At 59.3% G+C, this 16,625-nt stretch carries 14 protein-coding genes; 9 read left to right on the plus strand and 5 right to left on the minus strand.

Annotated elements, in window-relative coordinates; genetic code table 11:
- Window positions 1-58 precede the first annotated feature (58 nt).
- Both ENE74_RS15365 and ENE74_RS15370 read right to left on the minus strand, forming a co-directional pair.
- A complete protein-coding gene (locus ENE74_RS15365) occupies window positions 59-1,216 on the minus strand; it encodes an alpha-hydroxy acid oxidase (protein WP_127691791.1) in 1,158 nt (385 codons plus the stop codon).
- A gap of 23 nt (window positions 1,217-1,239) precedes the next feature.
- A complete protein-coding gene (locus tag ENE74_RS15370) occupies window positions 1,240-2,118 on the minus strand; it encodes an SMP-30/gluconolactonase/LRE family protein (protein ID WP_127691792.1) in 879 nt (292 codons plus the stop codon).
- Between the two features lie 62 nt (window positions 2,119-2,180).
- Here ENE74_RS15370 and ENE74_RS15375 point away from each other — a divergent pair, with 62 nt between their 5' ends.
- The 6 genes from ENE74_RS15375 to ENE74_RS15400 all read left to right on the plus strand — a co-directional run bounded on the left by ENE74_RS15375 (window position 2,181) and on the right by ENE74_RS15400 (window position 7,979).
- A complete protein-coding gene (locus ENE74_RS15375) occupies window positions 2,181-3,347 on the plus strand; it encodes a mandelate racemase/muconate lactonizing enzyme family protein (RefSeq protein ID WP_127691793.1) in 1,167 nt (388 codons plus the stop codon).
- Window positions 3,344-4,111 (plus strand): SDR family NAD(P)-dependent oxidoreductase, encoded by a 768-nt coding sequence (locus tag ENE74_RS15380; protein WP_164847508.1) that lies wholly within the window; start codon window positions 3,344-3,346, stop codon window positions 4,109-4,111. The genes ENE74_RS15375 and ENE74_RS15380 overlap by 4 nt, the downstream gene beginning before the upstream one ends.
- Before the next feature lie 55 nt (window positions 4,112-4,166).
- A complete protein-coding gene (locus ENE74_RS15385; RefSeq protein WP_127691795.1) occupies window positions 4,167-4,853 on the plus strand; it encodes a GntR family transcriptional regulator in 687 nt (228 codons plus the stop codon).
- Between the two features lie 56 nt (window positions 4,854-4,909).
- Window positions 4,910-5,641: an SDR family oxidoreductase gene (locus tag ENE74_RS15390; protein WP_127691796.1), complete on the plus strand. Its 732-nt coding sequence runs from the start codon at window positions 4,910-4,912 to the stop codon at window positions 5,639-5,641.
- A gap of 83 nt (window positions 5,642-5,724) precedes the next feature.
- Window positions 5,725-5,988 (plus strand): L-rhamnose mutarotase, encoded by a 264-nt coding sequence (locus ENE74_RS18735; protein ID WP_420902604.1) that lies wholly within the window; start codon window positions 5,725-5,727, stop codon window positions 5,986-5,988.
- Window positions 5,989-5,990: 2 nt separating this feature from the next.
- Window positions 5,991-7,979: a sialate O-acetylesterase gene (locus tag ENE74_RS15400; protein WP_127691798.1), complete on the plus strand. Its 1,989-nt coding sequence runs from the start codon at window positions 5,991-5,993 to the stop codon at window positions 7,977-7,979.
- Window positions 7,980-8,007: 28 nt separating this feature from the next.
- Here ENE74_RS15400 and ENE74_RS15405 read toward each other — a convergent pair whose 3' ends face one another.
- Window positions 8,008-8,850, minus strand: a complete 843-nt coding sequence (locus ENE74_RS15405; protein ID WP_127691799.1) for a fumarylacetoacetate hydrolase family protein — start codon at window positions 8,848-8,850, stop codon at window positions 8,008-8,010.
- A gap of 375 nt (window positions 8,851-9,225) precedes the next feature.
- On the opposite strand from ENE74_RS15405, the gene ENE74_RS15410 reads away from it, so the two are divergent.
- Window positions 9,226-11,913, plus strand: coding sequence for a TonB-dependent receptor (locus ENE74_RS15410; protein ID WP_164847510.1), 2,688 nt, complete (start codon window positions 9,226-9,228; stop codon window positions 11,911-11,913).
- 312 nt (window positions 11,914-12,225) lie between these two features.
- Here the strand turns inward: ENE74_RS15410 and ENE74_RS18315 are convergent, their stop codons facing one another.
- Complete coding sequence (locus tag ENE74_RS18315) at window positions 12,226-12,405, minus strand: hypothetical protein (protein ID WP_164847511.1); 180 nt, start codon at window positions 12,403-12,405, stop codon at window positions 12,226-12,228.
- Window positions 12,406-12,420: 15 nt separating this feature from the next.
- Here ENE74_RS18315 and ENE74_RS15415 point away from each other — a divergent pair, with 15 nt between their 5' ends.
- The gene (locus tag ENE74_RS15415; protein WP_164847512.1) at window positions 12,421-14,253 is read left to right on the plus strand and encodes a right-handed parallel beta-helix repeat-containing protein; all 1,833 of its coding nucleotides are present in this window, start codon (window positions 12,421-12,423) and stop codon (window positions 14,251-14,253) included.
- Between the two features lie 30 nt (window positions 14,254-14,283).
- Here the strand turns inward: ENE74_RS15415 and ENE74_RS15420 are convergent, their stop codons facing one another.
- Window positions 14,284-15,117: an amidohydrolase family protein gene (locus ENE74_RS15420; protein ID WP_164847513.1), complete on the minus strand. Its 834-nt coding sequence runs from the start codon at window positions 15,115-15,117 to the stop codon at window positions 14,284-14,286.
- A 28-nt stretch (window positions 15,118-15,145) separates the two neighbouring features.
- On the opposite strand from ENE74_RS15420, the gene ENE74_RS15425 reads away from it, so the two are divergent.
- On the plus strand, window positions 15,146-16,606 hold the full coding sequence (locus ENE74_RS15425; RefSeq protein ID WP_206517738.1) for an MFS transporter: 1,461 nt from the start codon (window positions 15,146-15,148) through the stop codon (window positions 16,604-16,606).
- The last annotated feature ends 19 nt before the right edge of the window (window positions 16,607-16,625 follow it).

Here is a 16,625-nt window from a genome sequence, read left to right on the forward strand (position 1 = left end):
GGGCCTGCAATATGTTGAAATCTCTATTATCAGATTTGATATCTCATGCTTCTAATCGTTACAAGGGGAGACGTTGGTCGCGTCCTTTTAGAAACAGCCGTCCGTCGATCGCGTCGATTGTATTCACGCCGGCCAGCGCCATGTCGCGCCTCAATTCGCTGGCCAATATTGTGCCTGCCCGGCGAACCCCGGCCGTGCCGCCTGCGGCGAGGCCGAAGAGATAGGGACGGGCGAAGCTGACGGCTTTGGCACCCAAGGCAATTGCCTTCATCATATGCGTGCCTCGCCGGATACCGCCATCTACAACGACATCGGCGTCCCCGCTTGTTGCATCCAGAATGGCTGGTAGGGCGGAAATGGGCGAATGCACACCGTCGAGCTGTCGCCCACCATGGTTGGATACCATGATGCCGCGGAAGCCCAAATCGATCGCCCGCCGTGCGTCATCGGGATGCACCACGCCTTTCAGGATGGCCGTTCCATTCCATTCGCCCAACAGCCATTCGGCATCGCGCCAGGTGAAATCCGGGCTGAGCTGTTTGGCCACGAATTCGCTGAGCGACGTGGCGCTGACCGTCGCGTCCAGATTGGCATAGCTGATGGCTGCGCTGGTCAGATAATCCCATGTCCAGGCCGGATGCATGATCGCGCCCAATGCCTGACGCGGCCCGGTTCTGGGCGGAATGGTAAAGCCGGTGCGGATATCGCGTTCGCGATTGCCCGTGATCGGGAAATCGGCGGTCAGGATGAGGGCGGAATAGCCGGATGCGCGCGCCCGCGCGATCATCTCGCGCACAAGACCCCGGTCCTTCCACACATAGAGCTGAAACCAGCGAGGCGACGGACCGATTTTTGCCACATCTTCGATGGACACAGTCGAAAGCGTGGACAGGCAATAGGCAATGCCCAGTTCCCGTGCCACCTGAGCGACCGCGGCTTCCCCTTCGGTATGAAACAGCCGGTTGCCGGCGGACGGGGAGAAGAAGAAAGGCAACGCCATCTCCTCACCGAATACGGTCGTGCGCGTGTCGATCGACGATACGTCCTCCAGCACACGGTGGGTAAGCGTTATAGCGTCGAAATCGCTGCTGTTGCGGCCGAGCGTCACCTCATCGTCCGCGCCGCCGTCTATATATCCGAATACCATCGGATGCGCTCTTCTCGCAGCGAGACGGCGGACATCGGCAATGTTGTTGCAACGATCAATTGCGGCCATCGGCCTGTTCCTTGTGCCAGAGATTACCAAGCAAGCGTCTGTAGCGGTGCGCCGACCGAGGGCATCGATACGGCGATCAGTGTTCCGGCAGGCGCACTCTGGTCGCCGCGCGAAAAGCTGGTCACCGCCACTTCGGTCATATCGGGTCCCGCAAAGGCCAGTTTGCTGGGCTGGGAAACGGGCAGAGCGATATGATGCGCAATCCGGCCGTCGCGGTCGAAGCCGATCAGGGCAGAGCCGCCTAGCGCCGCGATCCAGTAGCCGCCGTCCACGTCCATCGCCGCCCCATCGGGGGCCCCGGCTATGCCCAGTCGTTTGAAGTCCGCGAACAGGGTACGATCGCAGACAGTTGGGCCAGCGCAATCATAGCGGTAGCGCCAGACGCAGTTGTGGTCGGGATGCGAATCCGAGATGTAAAGCCATAGCCCGTCTGGCGAAATGGCGAGACCGTTGACGATACCGATGCCGTCGATCAGCGCCACTGGGGGCTGGCCGCGTTCAATCGCGAACAATTGCCCTTCGAGCGCGCCATTCATTGCCATCGTACCGATCAGCAATCGCCCCGCCGGATCAATCGTCCCATCATTGAGGCGGAGGTGATCGGCGAACCAGGCCGGAACAAGCATTTCAATGCAGCGGCCTGTGGTACGCGACAGGCCTATAATGCCATGGCGGGTTGCAACGGCCAACGTGCCATCGGTCAGCGGCGCGATGAACGCTGGCAAACCCTCCACCGGGAAGATCCGCGCATTGCCATCATCCCAATTCGTTTCCAGGATGCGTTCCCCGCGAATATCGACCGACAGAACGGCGCGTCGGACCGGATCCCAGAAGGGGGATTCCCCGGTCAGAGCTACGGCGTCGCCGAGTTCCCGCCATGTCTGCTTTTTTGCTTTCAGCATCTCCGTCACCGCGCTATAGAAATGTCTAAATCACATTTTGATATGTCAATTTAGGGGATAGCATGAAAATCACGGCAGTAAAGGTTTTCGTCGTTGACGGGTTTCGTGCCAATTTCGTGTTCGCGAAAATCGAGACGGATGCCGGCATACATGGGGTCGGGGAGGGGACCGTCGAATTCAACGAACTCGCGGTGGCTGCTGCGATTGAGCAGATGACGCCGGATCTTCTGGGCAAGGACCCTTTCGCCGTGCTGGGTCTGACTGGATTCATTCACCGGCAAAGCTATTTCCGAACCGGCGTCGTCCTGCGCAGCGCGCTCAGTGCCGTCGAAGCCGCGCTGATGGACATCAAGGGAAAAGCTCTGGGCGTCCCGGTATACGAGTTGCTGGGCGGCAAGGTCCGCGACCGGGTCCGTTGCTATGCCAACGCCTGGTTCACTGGCGCGAAAAGCGCCGGGGATTTTGCCGAAAAGGCTGGCCCGGTCGTCGATGCTGGGTTTGGCGCGTTGAAATGGGACCCGTTCGGGTCGGCCTATATGGAACTCGACCGTGCCGAATTGCGGGCGGCCGAACGCTGCATCGCCGCTGTGCGAAAAGCTGTTGGCGACGATGTCGATCTGCTCATCGAAGGGCATGGGCGGTTCAATGTGGCGACGGCGATCCGCGCCGCCGGGATGATGGCGCAATTCCAGCCGATGTGGTTCGAGGAACCCCTGCCACCAGAATCGGTCAGCGCGGTGGCGGACGTACGTGCGCACAGCCCGGTGCCGATCGCCACGGGCGAGCGATATTACGAACCGGCCCGTTTCCTCGATCTGATCGCGGCGGACGCGGTGGACTATCTGCAACCCGATTCCTGCCATGTCGGCGGGCTTGAGGCGACCAAGGCGATCACGACCATGGCCGAAGCCCGTTTCATTCCGGTCGCACCGCATAATCCGATGGGACCGGTGGCCAATGCCATGAACCTGCATCTGTGCGCTGCACTGGATAATGTCGTCATTCTGGAAACCATGATGTTCGACGTGCCTTGGCGCAACGAAATCTGCCGCGAGACAATCCGCTTCGCCGATGGCTTCATGACGATCGACGACACGCCAGGGCTTGGCGTCGACATCGACGAAGAGGCCTGCCTGCGCCATCCGTTCAAGCGCCAGTCTCTGCGCCATTTCGATGGTCGGTTGACCGATATCCGCCCTGTCGGAGCGGAAAAGACAATCTTCTCGTGAACCTGGGATTCGATCTTGCGGGGCGCACCGCGCTGGTCACCGGGGCCGGGCAGGGTTTGGGACGCGCCATCGCTCTTCGCCTTGCATCTGCCGGCGCCAATGTCGCGGTGAACGATATCGATGCCGCGGCCGCGCAGAACGCGGTGGATGAAATAGTGTCAAAAGCTGGGGCTGGCATCGCAGCGCCCGGCGATGTGTCGGCGGCCCAGGATGTTGCGGCGATGTTCGCTGTGGCGACGCAGGCTATGGGCGGTGTAGATATCCTCGTCATCAATGCCGGCATCGTCCGCGGCCAGACGGTAGACGAAACCAGTCTGGATGACTGGAACCATGTGCTGGCCGTTAATCTGGGCGGTGCATTTCTATGTACAAAGGCGATGCTGGCGCAGTCGGTCCGCCCGGGCTCTGGCGGACGCATCGTGATGATAGGGTCCGTCGTCGCCCATCAGGGCACGATCCACGGATGGGCGCATTATGGTGCATCGAAGAGCGGCCTGCACGGCCTGGCGAAATCCATCGCCCGACCGGCTGCACGCACGGGCATGACCGTCAATGTCGTCGCGCCCGGCGTCATTCGAACGGATATGCTGGCCGATAATCACGGCGAGGACGGGGTCGCGGCGCTCGCGGAAAATGTTCCGCTTGGGCGGCTGGGGGAGCCGGAGGATATCGCCGCTGCCGTCCATTTTCTGGCGAGCGATGCGGCCCGGTACATCACTGGCGCGGTGCTGGATGTGAATGGCGGCTTCTACATCCGCGCCTGAAGAGCCAGTTCTCAAGTCGGCTGGGTCGGTTGAACTGAACGGGGAGGAGAAGAGGATGGCAGGGCGCGCTCCAGCTGTGTTGAACGGCGAAAGACCGGCGGACAATCTGGCACGCTTTGCCTATCGGCAAGTGCTGGGGGCGCTTTTCGACCGTCGCCTCCCGCTCGGCGCGTTCGTTTCGCAGCGCGACTTGGTGCGGCTGCTCAACGTACCGGTACAGCCGCTGCGCGATGCGCTCAAGGTGCTTGAAGCCGAAGGGGTTGTCGAGATCATGCCCCGCGCCGGCATTCAGTTCGTCAAGCCAGACTATGAGATGGTCCACAATATCTATCAATTCCGGGCCATCATCGAACGCACCGCCGCGCGCCGCTTCGCTGAAACGGCGGACGGCGACAGCATAGCGGCGCTGATCGATGACCATCGACGCGTTCAGTCGACGATCGAACAGGCGGGGTTCGATGATACTGCCCTGTCCGACATGTTGCGGCTTGAACGGACGCTACACGACGGGATGACCGCAAGCCTGCGCAATCCATTGGTTGAAAAGGCGGCCCAGCGCCTGAAGAACCACGTCATCCTGATTAGGCTCGACGTCGTCATGACCAGGCCGTTCGCGCTCCGCACGATCGCTGAACATCTGGCCATATTGTCGGCTTGCGCGGAGCGGGACGGCGACCGGGCGGAAGCCGCGCTGGCCGATCATTTCCAGCAGTCGCTGGGGCGCATGGTCGGCACAATCTGAATGCCCGCTTCGCCCGGAGCGGGGCGAAGCGGAGATTTTATGGCTTAGGAGAAACCATGGGTAGACTGACAGGGAAAACCGCCATCGTCACGGCCGCAGGGCAGGGCATCGGCCGGGCGACGGCAGAGCGGTTCATCGCGGAAGGCGCGCGCGTTGTGGCCGTTGACCTCAACGAGGATGCTTTGAGCACATTGGAAGGGTGCGAGACGCAAGTGCTCGACGTCTTGGACAAGGAGGCGATAGAGCGGCTGGTTGAGCGGTTTGGTTCCGTGGACATCCTGTTCAACTGCGTGGGGATAGTCGATGCCGGTACTATTCTGACTACGACCGAGGAGGTGTTCGATCGCGCCTATGCTATCAATGTCAAATCCGCCTATGCCATGATTCGCGCCTTTCTGCCCGGCATGATTGCGAAGGGGCGCGGCTCGATCGTCAATGTCGCGTCCGTGGCGGGATCGATCATCGCCGTTGCTGATCGTTTTGCCTATGGCACGACAAAGGCGGCGCTGATCGGCCTGACGAAATCGGTAGCGTTGGATTTCGTGCAGCAGGGCATCCGCTGCAACGCGATCTGCCCTGGCACGGTGCAGTCGCCGTCACTCGATCAGAGACTTGAAGCGACAGGGGATGCCGAAGCGGCGCGGCGGCAATTCATGGCGCGTCAGCCGATGGGTCGGATCGGGCAACCTGAAGAGATCGCCGAACTTGCAGTGTATCTGGCGAGCGATGCAGCGTCCTTCACGACCGGCACGGTGAATATCATCGACGGTGGCTGGGCCAACGCGTGAGCATCCAACTGTGCCTGGTGATCCCTTGTCCTGCGTCTGCGGACGCGCTGCGTGCCTACCTTGCAGCGCATCAACCAGGTGGTGTGCCTTCGGCTGTATTAGAGGGGATGAAAGCGGCTGGCATCGAAGGATGCCATATCTATCATGCGCAGGACCGGCTGGTGATGGTGATCGATGCGAGCGACGGCTTCAGCATGGCGTCGGCGGCCGCAATCAATCGCGGCAATGCCGTCGTCCAGCAGTGGAATCGGCGAATGGCAGCGTTGCTGTCTGGAGACGATCGGAACGCTCCGCCTTGGAACGAGGCGCACTGCATCTTTGATCTTGAACGGCATCTGAGACCCTGATCATGTCGCCGCGCGCCGTTCTCCTTGCCCGGTTTGCCGCCGCAATTGTCGTATTCTCGGCGCATTCCGCCAGTGCGGCTCCGGGCGGGACGCCCGAGCTTCTTTCCAGCCTGTTTGCCAATCATATGGTACTGCAACGCGATACGCCCATAAGACTCTGGGGCCGCGCCGCGCCGGGCGCCAAGGTCAGGGTTACATTGTCGCGCAGCGCGGCTTCAACCAGAGCGGACAGTCATGGCAACTGGACCACAGCATTGGCACCGCTGTCAGCCGGCGGACCGTACCGACTGGAGGTTGAAAGCGGCGGCATCCATCAAACCGTTGAGGATGTACTGATCGGAGATCTATGGCTGTGCTCAGGTCAATCGAACATGGCAATGCCGGTTTCCGAGACGCTTGGCGGCGCTTCGGCGATCACGGCCTCTCGTGATTCCGGGCTGAGATTGCTGAAAATTGAGCGGCGGGTTGCCGCCATGCCGGAAACACGTCTTGCCCAGCCGGTGCGCTGGCAGGAGGCCGCGCCAGAAACCTCCAGCGATTTCGCCGCCGCATGTTATTTCTTTGGTCGCAAGCTGCGGCAGGCGCGGGATGTTCCGGTCGGTCTGGTGTCGGCAGCATGGGGCGGCACCACCGTCGATGCTTGGCGACCGCAGGATGCCTTGCGCGCGACGCAAGACCGGCTGGACGAGCTGCCGCTGCTCGAACACTATAGCCGCGATCCCGCATCGGCGCAAAAAATGTGGGCAGAGCGATGGCAGAACTGGTGGCGGATTGCTCAGAATGGAACGGGGCCGTCCGATCCATGGGCACCCGGGTCACCGCCCGAGATGCGATGGCAGCGGGCGGACATAGCCATGGACTGGTCGCAATGGCATCCCGGTGTCGATGGAGCCAACCGACTGGTTTTCTTCCGGTCCACTTTTGATCTTCCGCCAGCTGACGCAAAACAGGTGCGAAAACTGACATTTGGGCCTGTCAGATTCGTCGATCTGGCCTGGATCAATGGCCAATTCATAGCATCGACATCGGATGAAACGCGCATCCGGTCGTACAGAGTGCCCGATCAAGCGGTGACTGCGGGTCGCAACAGCGTCGTCATCGCTGTTCGCAGCCTAACCGAGGGCGGCGGTTTCGCATCAAATGCGGTCTTGCCGACGCTGACATTGGCCGACGGACGTTCGCTCCCACTTGGACGATCATGGGAAGTGTTGGCTGCGCCCGCTACGTTGGCGCGCAGTCCGCTACCCCCATGGGATGCCCGTGGCGGCATATCCGGCCCCTATAATGCCATGATCGCGCCTTTGGGCAAAATGAGCATGGCCGGTGTCGTGTGGTATCAGGGTGAAGCCGAAACCCTGCCCGATCGCGCGCCACGTTATCAGGACCGGCTGGCCAGCCTGATCGCGGCATGGCGAAAGCAGTTTGACGATACGGAACTGCCGTTTCTGATCGTCCAGCTCCCCGAATATCGCTTGCCAAGCGCCGTGCCCGGACCAAGCCACTGGGCGACCGTGCGCGAAGCCCAGCGCCGAATCGCCGGATCAATGCGCAACGTGCTGATCGTCCCCGCCATGGGGCTGGGCGAAGCAAACGACATTCATCCGGCAAACAAGGCGGATCTGGGCGTTCGTCTGGCCGCTGCGGTTAACTTGCTTGCGACGCGGAAAGGGGCAGGGCCGATCCATATGCCCATGTCCATCGGGCCGAGCCTGACGCGCATCTGGCACACGCAAGAGGGCGTCAGGATGCGGTTTTCGTCCGACGGTCCCTTGCGCGCACTGTCCGCTGACATGCTGACCGGCTTCGAGACGTGCGACGTTGGCGGTACGCACTGCAGATTTGTCGTTGGCGCGGTGGACGCTGGGGATGTCATACTCAAAGGGGTGCACAGCCCTCGGATACGATATGGCTGGGCTGATCATCCGATCATCAATCTGACCGACGATACGGCCATCCCCGCTATCGGATTTGACGAAGTGATAGCGCAATAGCGTCAGTCAGCCCTCAGGACCGGACCCGTCAATACGCCGCCGCCACGGTCCTTTGGCGCTGTTCGCCAAGCCCCTCAATGCCGAGGCGTATCTCCTGGCCAGGACGCAGGAAAACAGGTGGCTTCTGACCAAGCCCAACCCCGGGCGGCGTACCGGTGCTGATGATGTCCCCCGGCTGCAACGACATGAACTGGCTGATATAACTCACGAGATGGGCGACGCCAAAGATCATCGTGCGGCTGTTGCCGTTCTGATAGCGGTGGCCGTCGACGTCCAGCCACATATCCAACTGTTGCGGATCGGGAATTTCGTCGGCGGTGACCAGCCACGGCCCGACAGGTCCGAAGCTGTCATATCCCTTACCCTTGTCCCAAGTGCCGCCGCGCTCCAGCTGATAGGCGCGCTCGGATACGTCGTTGATGACGCAATAGCCTGCAACATGGTTCATGGCATCTTCGATCGCCACATGGATAGCCGCACGGCCGATAACAACGCCCAATTCGACTTCCCAATCGGTCTTTTCCGATCCGGGCGGAATGATGATGGGATCATTGGGGCCACCTATTGCGCTGGTCGCCTTCATGAACAGAATCGGTTCCTCCGGAATCTCCGCGCCGGTCTCAGCGGCATGGTCCGCATAGTTGAGGCCCACGCAAATGAATTTGCCGGACCGCCCGATACAGGCGCCAATGCGTTCGGCGGGGTCGACGATCGGCAGCGACGCTAGATCGACTGCGCGCACTCTGCCCAGTTCTGCAATCGTCGATGGGTCGATATCGGCTATGACCGAGGAAAGGTCGCGCAATGTGCCGTCTTCTGCGACTGCCGCGGGTCGTTCTTGGCCTCGCGGGCCATAGCGCAATAATTTCACTGGATGATCCTTCGCAGCAGGGGGGTGGCGCACTCGATAGCGACATGCCCGGAATAGCGCCTGAGCCTTAAGTTTCACTCATTGATATGTCAATTCTAACGCCGCAGGTAGTTGCGCAGATCCTCATATCTGTTTTCGTTTAGGGCGAATTTCCGCGGATTCCGAGGATCCTATTACGAAATGCCCCTAAGGCGTGCGCGCACGGCATGTTGAAAGCAACATTTTTTCAATTTTTCTGCACAGGCTGATTGACCGGAAAAACATTCTGATATATCAGTGAAACCCGCTAGATATGTTCATCTTCGCCAAAGCGGCAAGGCTGGGCGCAAGTCACGATAAAGTGACGCACACAAAATTGTAAGGGGAGACACCGTTTTGACACGCCACCGGAACGACGCCACTGGAAAAATCCTCCGACTGCTTGGCGCATGCAGCGTTTTTGCGATCGCCGCGAATGCAGGGCCTGCGTTTGCACAGGCCGCAAGCCCGCAGGTCAATGCCGCTGTTGAGGACAATGCCTCGACTGACCAGGACATTGTCGTCACCGGCATTCGTCAGTCCGTGCAGGCATCCATAGCAGTCAAGCGTCAGTCGAACGCGATTGTCGATGCCATCACGGCTGAAGATATCGGCAAGTTGCCCGATCAGAACATCGCCGAAACGCTGCAGCGCATCAGCGGCGTGCAGGTGGATCGCGGTGGTCTGGGCCAGCAGCAGTTCGTGGGTGAAGGCAGCGGCGTCACCATTCGGGGCATCGGCCAGAACCGTATCGAGTTCAACGGCACCAATATCGTCGGTTCCAGCACCGGCGGCGGTGTCGCGCTGCAAGATTTCAACCCGGAAATCCTGGCCAGCCTGACCGTGACCAAATCGCCGTCGGCGAAGGATATCGAGGGTGCTCTGGGCGGTGTGGTCAACCTGATCTCGCGCAAGCCGCTCGATCTCGATTCCCTTTTCGTGGCGGGCCGGGCCGAGGGCATCTATTATGATCAGGCCGAGAAAATGGGCTATCGGGCATCCGGTGTCGTTTCAACAAAGTTTGCGAACGACACTATCGGCATTTTGATCGGGGCAAGCCGCTATCAATATGATCGCCTGACTGAAGAAGTCGATAATGGCGGCTACACCACGGCGTTTGATTTGGACGGCAATGGTTTGGCCACGAACAATCCGGCAACACCGACGCGCTATGTGAACAACGTTGTCGCCGGCCAAGTCACTCGAATGGGAATTGACGGATCGATCCAGTGGCGTCCGTCGCCCGATTTTGAACTCAACTTCGATGCCCTGTACTCGAAAGCCAATCTCGATCAGGCTGCAAGTCGATATCAGATCCTGCTCGGCAACAGTGTTTCCAATGCAAAGATCGATGCGAACAATACGGTCGTTTCCGGCACGTTCAATAATGCCATTGTCCGCGTAACGGCGTATGACGAACCGATCGAGTCCGAACAGGCGATCTTTGCGCTCTACGGCAAATGGACGCCGGGGCGGTTCACAGTCGAGGGGCGGGCTTCGCGCTCCGACAGCTCCCGCTATACCCGGCTGTTCGTTCCGCTGCTGGTTCCCAAGACCGGAAACACGGCATCTCTTTACTATGATACGACAAGTGGCTCCAATTTGCCGACGGGTGCGCTGACCACCAATTTTAATACGCTTAACCCGAACAACTATCGCCTCGACACGACAGTCGACAATAGTGATATCAATGAAAACACAGGCGACGATTATCGTCTCGACATTGGCTATGATACCGGGTGGAACTGGATCAAGACCTTGAGAGTCGGTGGCCGGTTCGAGGCGCTGTCGCTCAAGACCGATCGTTATGCCCTCAATACGGCGGTCGGAACGCTGCGTACGGCAACGCCTTCGCTGGATCGAAACGGCGACGGCCAGATCGGCTATGAAGAGTTCACCGGTCTCAACATCACCACGATTTCAAATTACTTCAACGGTCGTTCTGGCAACTTGCCGCGCGAGTTTCTGGGCGGATCGGTCGATCCCGACGTCTACGCGGACAGCGTGAACCTGCCTGTTGCGCCGCAGGATGCTTCGGGCGTCCGTGGCGTCGATGAAGACACGAAGGCCATTTATGTCCAGGCTGATCTCGACGGTACTCTGTTCGGTATCGACATGCGCGGCAATGTAGGTGTGCGCTATGTCGATACCAAGCGGGTGTCGACCGGCAACGCTATTGTGGGCACACAGGTATTCCCGCAGAGGTTGAAATCGAACTTTACCAACTGGTTGCCGTCCATCAACCTGACCGCCAATCTGCAAAGCAACCTGCTTTTGCGCTTTGCCGCGGCAAAGGTGGTTGCGCGTCCCTCTCTGAGCGACGTGGCTCCCGGTACACGGCCCAATCTCGTCAACCTTACGGCAACCAGAGGTAATCCCAACCTGCGCCCCTTCACGGCGACACAATATGATGTTTCGCTCGAATGGTATTTCGACAATGCGAGCCTGATTTCGATTTCCGGCTTCTACAAGGATGTCGGATCGTTCACCTCCAATACCTCGTACGAAGAATTTATCGATCTGGGGCCTTTGTCGGGCATATTCCTGATTACTGTGCCGGAAAATGGCGAAAACGGCACGATCAAGGGCTTCGATGCCAATTTCCAGCATGTATTCTCCGGTCTACCTGAGGCATTTGAAGGCCTAGGTGTCGGCGCGACCTACACGTTCGTCGACAGCAAGACGCCACTCAATGATCCGGTTACAGGCAAAAGCGATCCGCTTCAGGGTCTGTCCCGGCATAGCGTCAACCTGACGGCCTTCATCGAACAGAAATGGGGCAATGTCAGGCTGACCTACAACTGGCGCGACAAGTTTCTGGAACTGCGTCAGCCTGACACTGTTGGTGGCAATCGTTATCAGGCTGCCTATGGCCAGTTCGATCTTTCCAGCCAGATCAACCTGACTGAAAAGACCCGGCTGACCTTCTCCGCAGTCAATATCACGAAAAGTGCCGAGAAGTTCTTCCACACCTATGAAGATCGTTTTCGGGCCTATCGCGTGAACGATCGTCGCTTTTACTTCGGGATTGCATCCTCCTTCTGAATACAGGCGTCTGCACACCAGCCTGTTTAGCTGATGCTGCCTCCCTCGGCGTCAGCACGTACTACCGGGGCTTGATCCTTACGGATCAGGCCCCGTTTTTCCATCAGCACGGTAGCGGCAATGTTTTCAGCACGAATGTCGATCCACTCGCAGGCCCGGTCCTCCCGCGCTTGTCAATAGCATCTGAAATATCAAAACGATATTTTGACATTCTATTGGGACAGGCTATGCTGTGGCTATGCTCATGCCTTTGGCAAGGCATCGTGATAATTGCGCAGGGAGGAATGGATGATGCACCGGTGGTCGGTAGCTTTATGTGGGGCTGTATTGCTGGCCTCTCCTGCGCAGGGCGCGGGCAGCGAAATACATGTTTCTCCATCCGGAGATGATCGCGCTACCGGTACAGCGCAACGTCCCTTCCGCACGCTCGAACGTGCGCAGCGCGAAGTGCGTGCCCGCAATCAGGGCGCGGATGTTACGGTACTTCTGCATGACGGCACATATCCTTTGCCCAAGCCGCTCCGCTTTGATCCGAAGGATGGCGGGCAGGGGCGGGCGCATGTGACGTGGCGTGCAGCGGCTGACGCACGTCCGGTAATCTCAGGCGGCCAAGTCGTCACGGGCTGGCGGTTAACCGACAAGGCAGAAAACATCTGGTCGGCCGACATCCCCAAGGACGTCGATACCCGACAGCTCTTCATGGACGGCGTGATGTTGCAAAGGGCAACAGTGAGCATCCATCGGGATGAAATCGCCTTCGACCAGGACGGGTTCACGCTCAAGGGCAAAATTGCCGAAATATTGACCGGGGTGTCCGCCGATCGACTGGAATTGCACGTGATGGCCCTTTGGTCCAGCCGCAACATACCGGCGCGGGAAATCCGTGGGGGCAGGGTGCTGCTGCAACAGCCGGGATGGTACAACAGCTACACAAATAACGACACGGTGAATAAGGGGCATGCCCCCGGCGACGACCGGATCAATCTGGTAGGGCCATGTGCGTTTCTCAAGGTGCGCAGTTGGCTGGGTTCGTCCGACCAGTGGTGCATCGAACCAAAGCAGGGCCGCATCTACATCAAGGCGGGGTACAAGACGGACCCGTCCAAGTCTCAAATCGTGATGCCACGGCTGGGGACGCTGCTGTCCATCAGCGGCGATGCCAGCGGCCCGATCCGCAATCTTTCGTTCACTGGTATAAGGTTTTCGCATACGAGCTGGATGGGGCCATCCTCCGCCGATGGCTATGCGAATATCCAGACCGGTGTTTTCATCAGCGGCGCTCCCGTCGGTGCGCTGGCACCTTACGGCAGCTGCTTCTCCGGCTGCCGTTCGTTCGAAGCCAAGCGTGAGCTTTGGAATAGCATACCGGCGGCCGTCCAGATATCGCGTGCCGAAAACATCTCTCTGAAGAACAATATTTTTTCGCAACTGGGCCAGGTCGCGCTCGGCATAGGCAATGACGGTGACGCCAATCTGAGCGGATTTGACCTGGGAGCAAAGAACATCGCGGTCGAAGGCAACCATTTCGCAATGCTGGCAGGCGGTGCCATCATTGGCGGCGGGTTGCGGGCCGACGCGCACCACCCCTCAAACGACGCATTGCGCAACAGCAATCTGGTCATCCGCAACAACGTCATTACTGATATTGGCCGCGATTATCGCGACAACGCTGGCATATTCATATCCTACTTCGATGGCGTGACGATCCAGCATAACGACATCAGCGACACCCCGTACAGCCCGATTGCCGTCGGCTGGGGCTGGGGCCATAATGACGTGGGCGGCACGCATGGGTTGGCGGAAGAGCGCGGGCGCTACGAATATCAGCCGCGCTATACAGAGCCGACAATCATGCGGAACGTTATCATCGCCAATAATCGGCTGACGGATGTGACCCGTGATTTTCTGGATGGAGGCGGCATTTATACATTGTCGTCCATACCGGGTACGGTCATCCGCGAAAACTACCTTCAGGGTGTTGGCGGCAACGCGCTGTACGTCGATCAGGGCAGCCGCCATATCCGTTTCGAGCGCAATGTTGTCGATACGCAAGGATATTGGCTGCATGGCAATAACGGATCGCCAGTGACTGAAACGACGCCGGGTGCGATTTGGGATCCCAGGGGATCAGGGGAATGGACGTCCCCACGCACCACCGATAATGTCGCCATCGGGAACTGGCACAATGCGATCAGGGTCAGAGGTGATTGGATTCCGGAACTGCGCAATATCGTCAGAGACAATGTTCTGGTCGCCGACAAGATTTGGCCAGCCGAGGCGCAACGGATAATCGCCAAAGCCGGCGCGACGATGTCCACTGACGGCTCGGCCGCACGCTGAGTTTTCGTGTTCCTGTCCCGCCCGATATAGTCAACCGGCAGTCAATTCATACCAGCGGCGCGCATTGCCATTGAACAGGCGCGCCGCCTCCGTCTCGCTACAGCCGGAAATGGCGAAGCGGGTGGCCGACATCCATCGTTTCATGCTGCCGTGCAGATTGCACACGGGCCAGTCGCTGCCCCAGATCACCCGGTCCCATCCGAATATGTCGATCGTGGTTGTAATAAACGGCGCAACCCCGCTTTCGGTCCAATCAGGCCCGGCAATGCTGGTCAGCCCGGAAATCTTCACCGCCACGTTCGGCCGCCGCGCGAGGTCCGTCATTCCTGTCCGCCAGGATGCATCGACACTGGCGGCGATGTCCGGATTGCCGCAATGATCGAGCACGAAGCGGACGGTATCGGGCAGGCTGTCGACCAATTGTATCGCGGCCCCTATCTGATGATGCCTGATGCACAGGTCGAAGCAGCCGCCCGCGCGGAACGCGCCGCGCATGACGGGGTTTCCGGCCATTTCGACTATCGCTGCATCGTCCAGCGGCACGAAAACGCGACGGCAGCCCACTATCAGGGGATGATCCCAGACGGCCTCGTCCGCCGAGGATCGGTAGCCCGCGATAATGCCCAGCAGTTTGGGGAACGAGGGATGGGACCGTGCGCCTGAAACGACCGCCTCCATTTCGGCAACCGCCTGCCCCGCAACGGCGTCTCCTTCCACATGAATGGCGCCCGCAATCGCCAGATCGCGCGCCGACCGTGCATATTCGGCCATGTCTATCGCAACGGGAAACCGCGCCAGCCACGGATAATCGATATGTGCGGGGTCAAGGAAATGGAGATGCGCATCGACAATGGCGGGATACATGTAAGCCTCTCCAAACCTTATTCGCTGCATGCGAATTGACATGGCATCAGCAATATTTGATATATCAATTCATGAAAAAATTGAAAGCGCCTCCTGTCCTTTGCCATCTCCCTGGTCTCGGATGCCTCTACGTTGGACATGCATGGGGATTATGCATTTTCGTAAGGCGACAGTCATGACGGCAAACGGTGCAGGGCGTGTCGAACCAGCCGACGGGCACAGGCAGCAACGCGGCGCCACCGCTGGGTCAACCGACCCTCTCATTTTGAACGGTCCGCGCAAATGGGTGCTGATGGGGTCCATCAGTTTCACGTTGTTCATCCTGTACGTGCTGTATGCGGGCATCATAAAGGTATTTCTGCCGAACCAGGTGGCCGATATCGACCCGGCCAACAAGATCAACAATCTGGCCGGCATATTGGCGCTCATGTCGATCGCCACGACGATCGCCACACCGCTGTCGGGGGCGCTGTCGGATCGGCTCCGTACTCGCTGGGGCCGCCGTGCACCGTTCATCGCAATCGGCTCTCTGGCGGCCGCGCTGCTGACGTTCGGATTGTCATTCGCAACGACGCTGATGGCGATCACTATCCTCTGGGTGATGGCGGCGTTCTGCTACAATATGATGCAGGTTCCCATGACTACATTGATCGCCGATCGCTTTGCACCGGATGATCGCGGTAAAGCGTCAGGCCTGCTGGGCGCCGGACAGAATATCGGTACGTCGGTCGGCGTGATCGTCGCCGGGTATCTGGTTGTCAACTTGCAACTGGGATACGTCCTATATGGCGCCGCTGTACTGAGTTGCTGCATCGCCTTCATCCTGGTGAACAGAGAGCCGTCGTCGCTTCATATGGAGCGGGAGCCTTTGCGGCTTGGCCATTTCATCCGTGGGTTCTGGATCAGTCCACGGGAGCATCCCGATTTTGCCTGGGCTTTCATCTCGCGCTTCGCGCTGTACATGGGGTTCACGCTCATCACGACATATATGCTCTATATCCTCCAGGATTATATCGGGCTCAGCCGTTCAGAGGCCAATGCCGCCATCGGCCGCATCTTTGCGATTCAGTTGGTAGGGCTACTGTTATCCGGCGTTTTCTCCGGCTTCCTCTCGGATCGCTGGGGCCGGCGTAAGCCCTTCGTGATACAGGCGACCATTCTCATCGCGGCGGCCTATGCGATGCCTTTGCTGATGCCAACCATGACGGGCATGTATCTCTATGCGGGCATCGTCGGAATCGGCTATGGTGCCTACACGGCCGTGGACATGGCGCTGATGACGCAGGTGTTGCCGAAAGGTGGCAAATCCGCCGGCAAGGATCTCGGTATCCTCATCATCGCTCTCAACATTCCGCTCATTCTCGGTCCGGTTCTCGCGGCTCTTATCCTGAATATTTCAGGAAACAGCTATGCGACCCTGTTCACCGTTGCCGCGACGCTCGTGGCGTTTTCCGCCCTGTTGGTACTGCCGATACGATCGGTTCGCTGATCCCGGATTATGCCGACCT

It is taken from the genome of Sphingobium algorifonticola, from assembly GCF_004005485.1.
Lineage (GTDB): Bacteria > Pseudomonadota > Alphaproteobacteria > Sphingomonadales > Sphingomonadaceae > Sphingobium > Sphingobium algorifonticola.

Coding starts and splice junctions, on each gene's coding strand:
- ENE74_RS15425 (WP_206517738.1), top strand. CDS start 15,146: ATGCGAATTGACATGGCATCAGCAATATTTGATATATCAATTCATGAA.
- ENE74_RS15385 (WP_127691795.1), top strand. CDS start 4,167: ATGGCAGGGCGCGCTCCAGCTGTGTTGAACGGCGAAAGACCGGCGGAC.
- ENE74_RS15370 (WP_127691792.1), bottom strand. CDS start 2,118: ATGCTGAAAGCAAAAAAGCAGACATGGCGGGAACTCGGCGACGCCGTA.
- ENE74_RS15375 (WP_127691793.1), top strand. CDS start 2,181: ATGAAAATCACGGCAGTAAAGGTTTTCGTCGTTGACGGGTTTCGTGCC.
- ENE74_RS15365 (WP_127691791.1), bottom strand. CDS start 1,216: ATGGCCGCAATTGATCGTTGCAACAACATTGCCGATGTCCGCCGTCTC.
- ENE74_RS15400 (WP_127691798.1), top strand. CDS start 5,991: ATGTCGCCGCGCGCCGTTCTCCTTGCCCGGTTTGCCGCCGCAATTGTC.
- ENE74_RS15390 (WP_127691796.1), top strand. CDS start 4,910: ATGGGTAGACTGACAGGGAAAACCGCCATCGTCACGGCCGCAGGGCAG.
- ENE74_RS15420 (WP_164847513.1), bottom strand. CDS start 15,117: ATGTATCCCGCCATTGTCGATGCGCATCTCCATTTCCTTGACCCCGCA.
- ENE74_RS18315 (WP_164847511.1), bottom strand. CDS start 12,405: ATGCAGAAGTACCGTAACATCCGCGCCCTGATTGCGGGCACGCACTTC.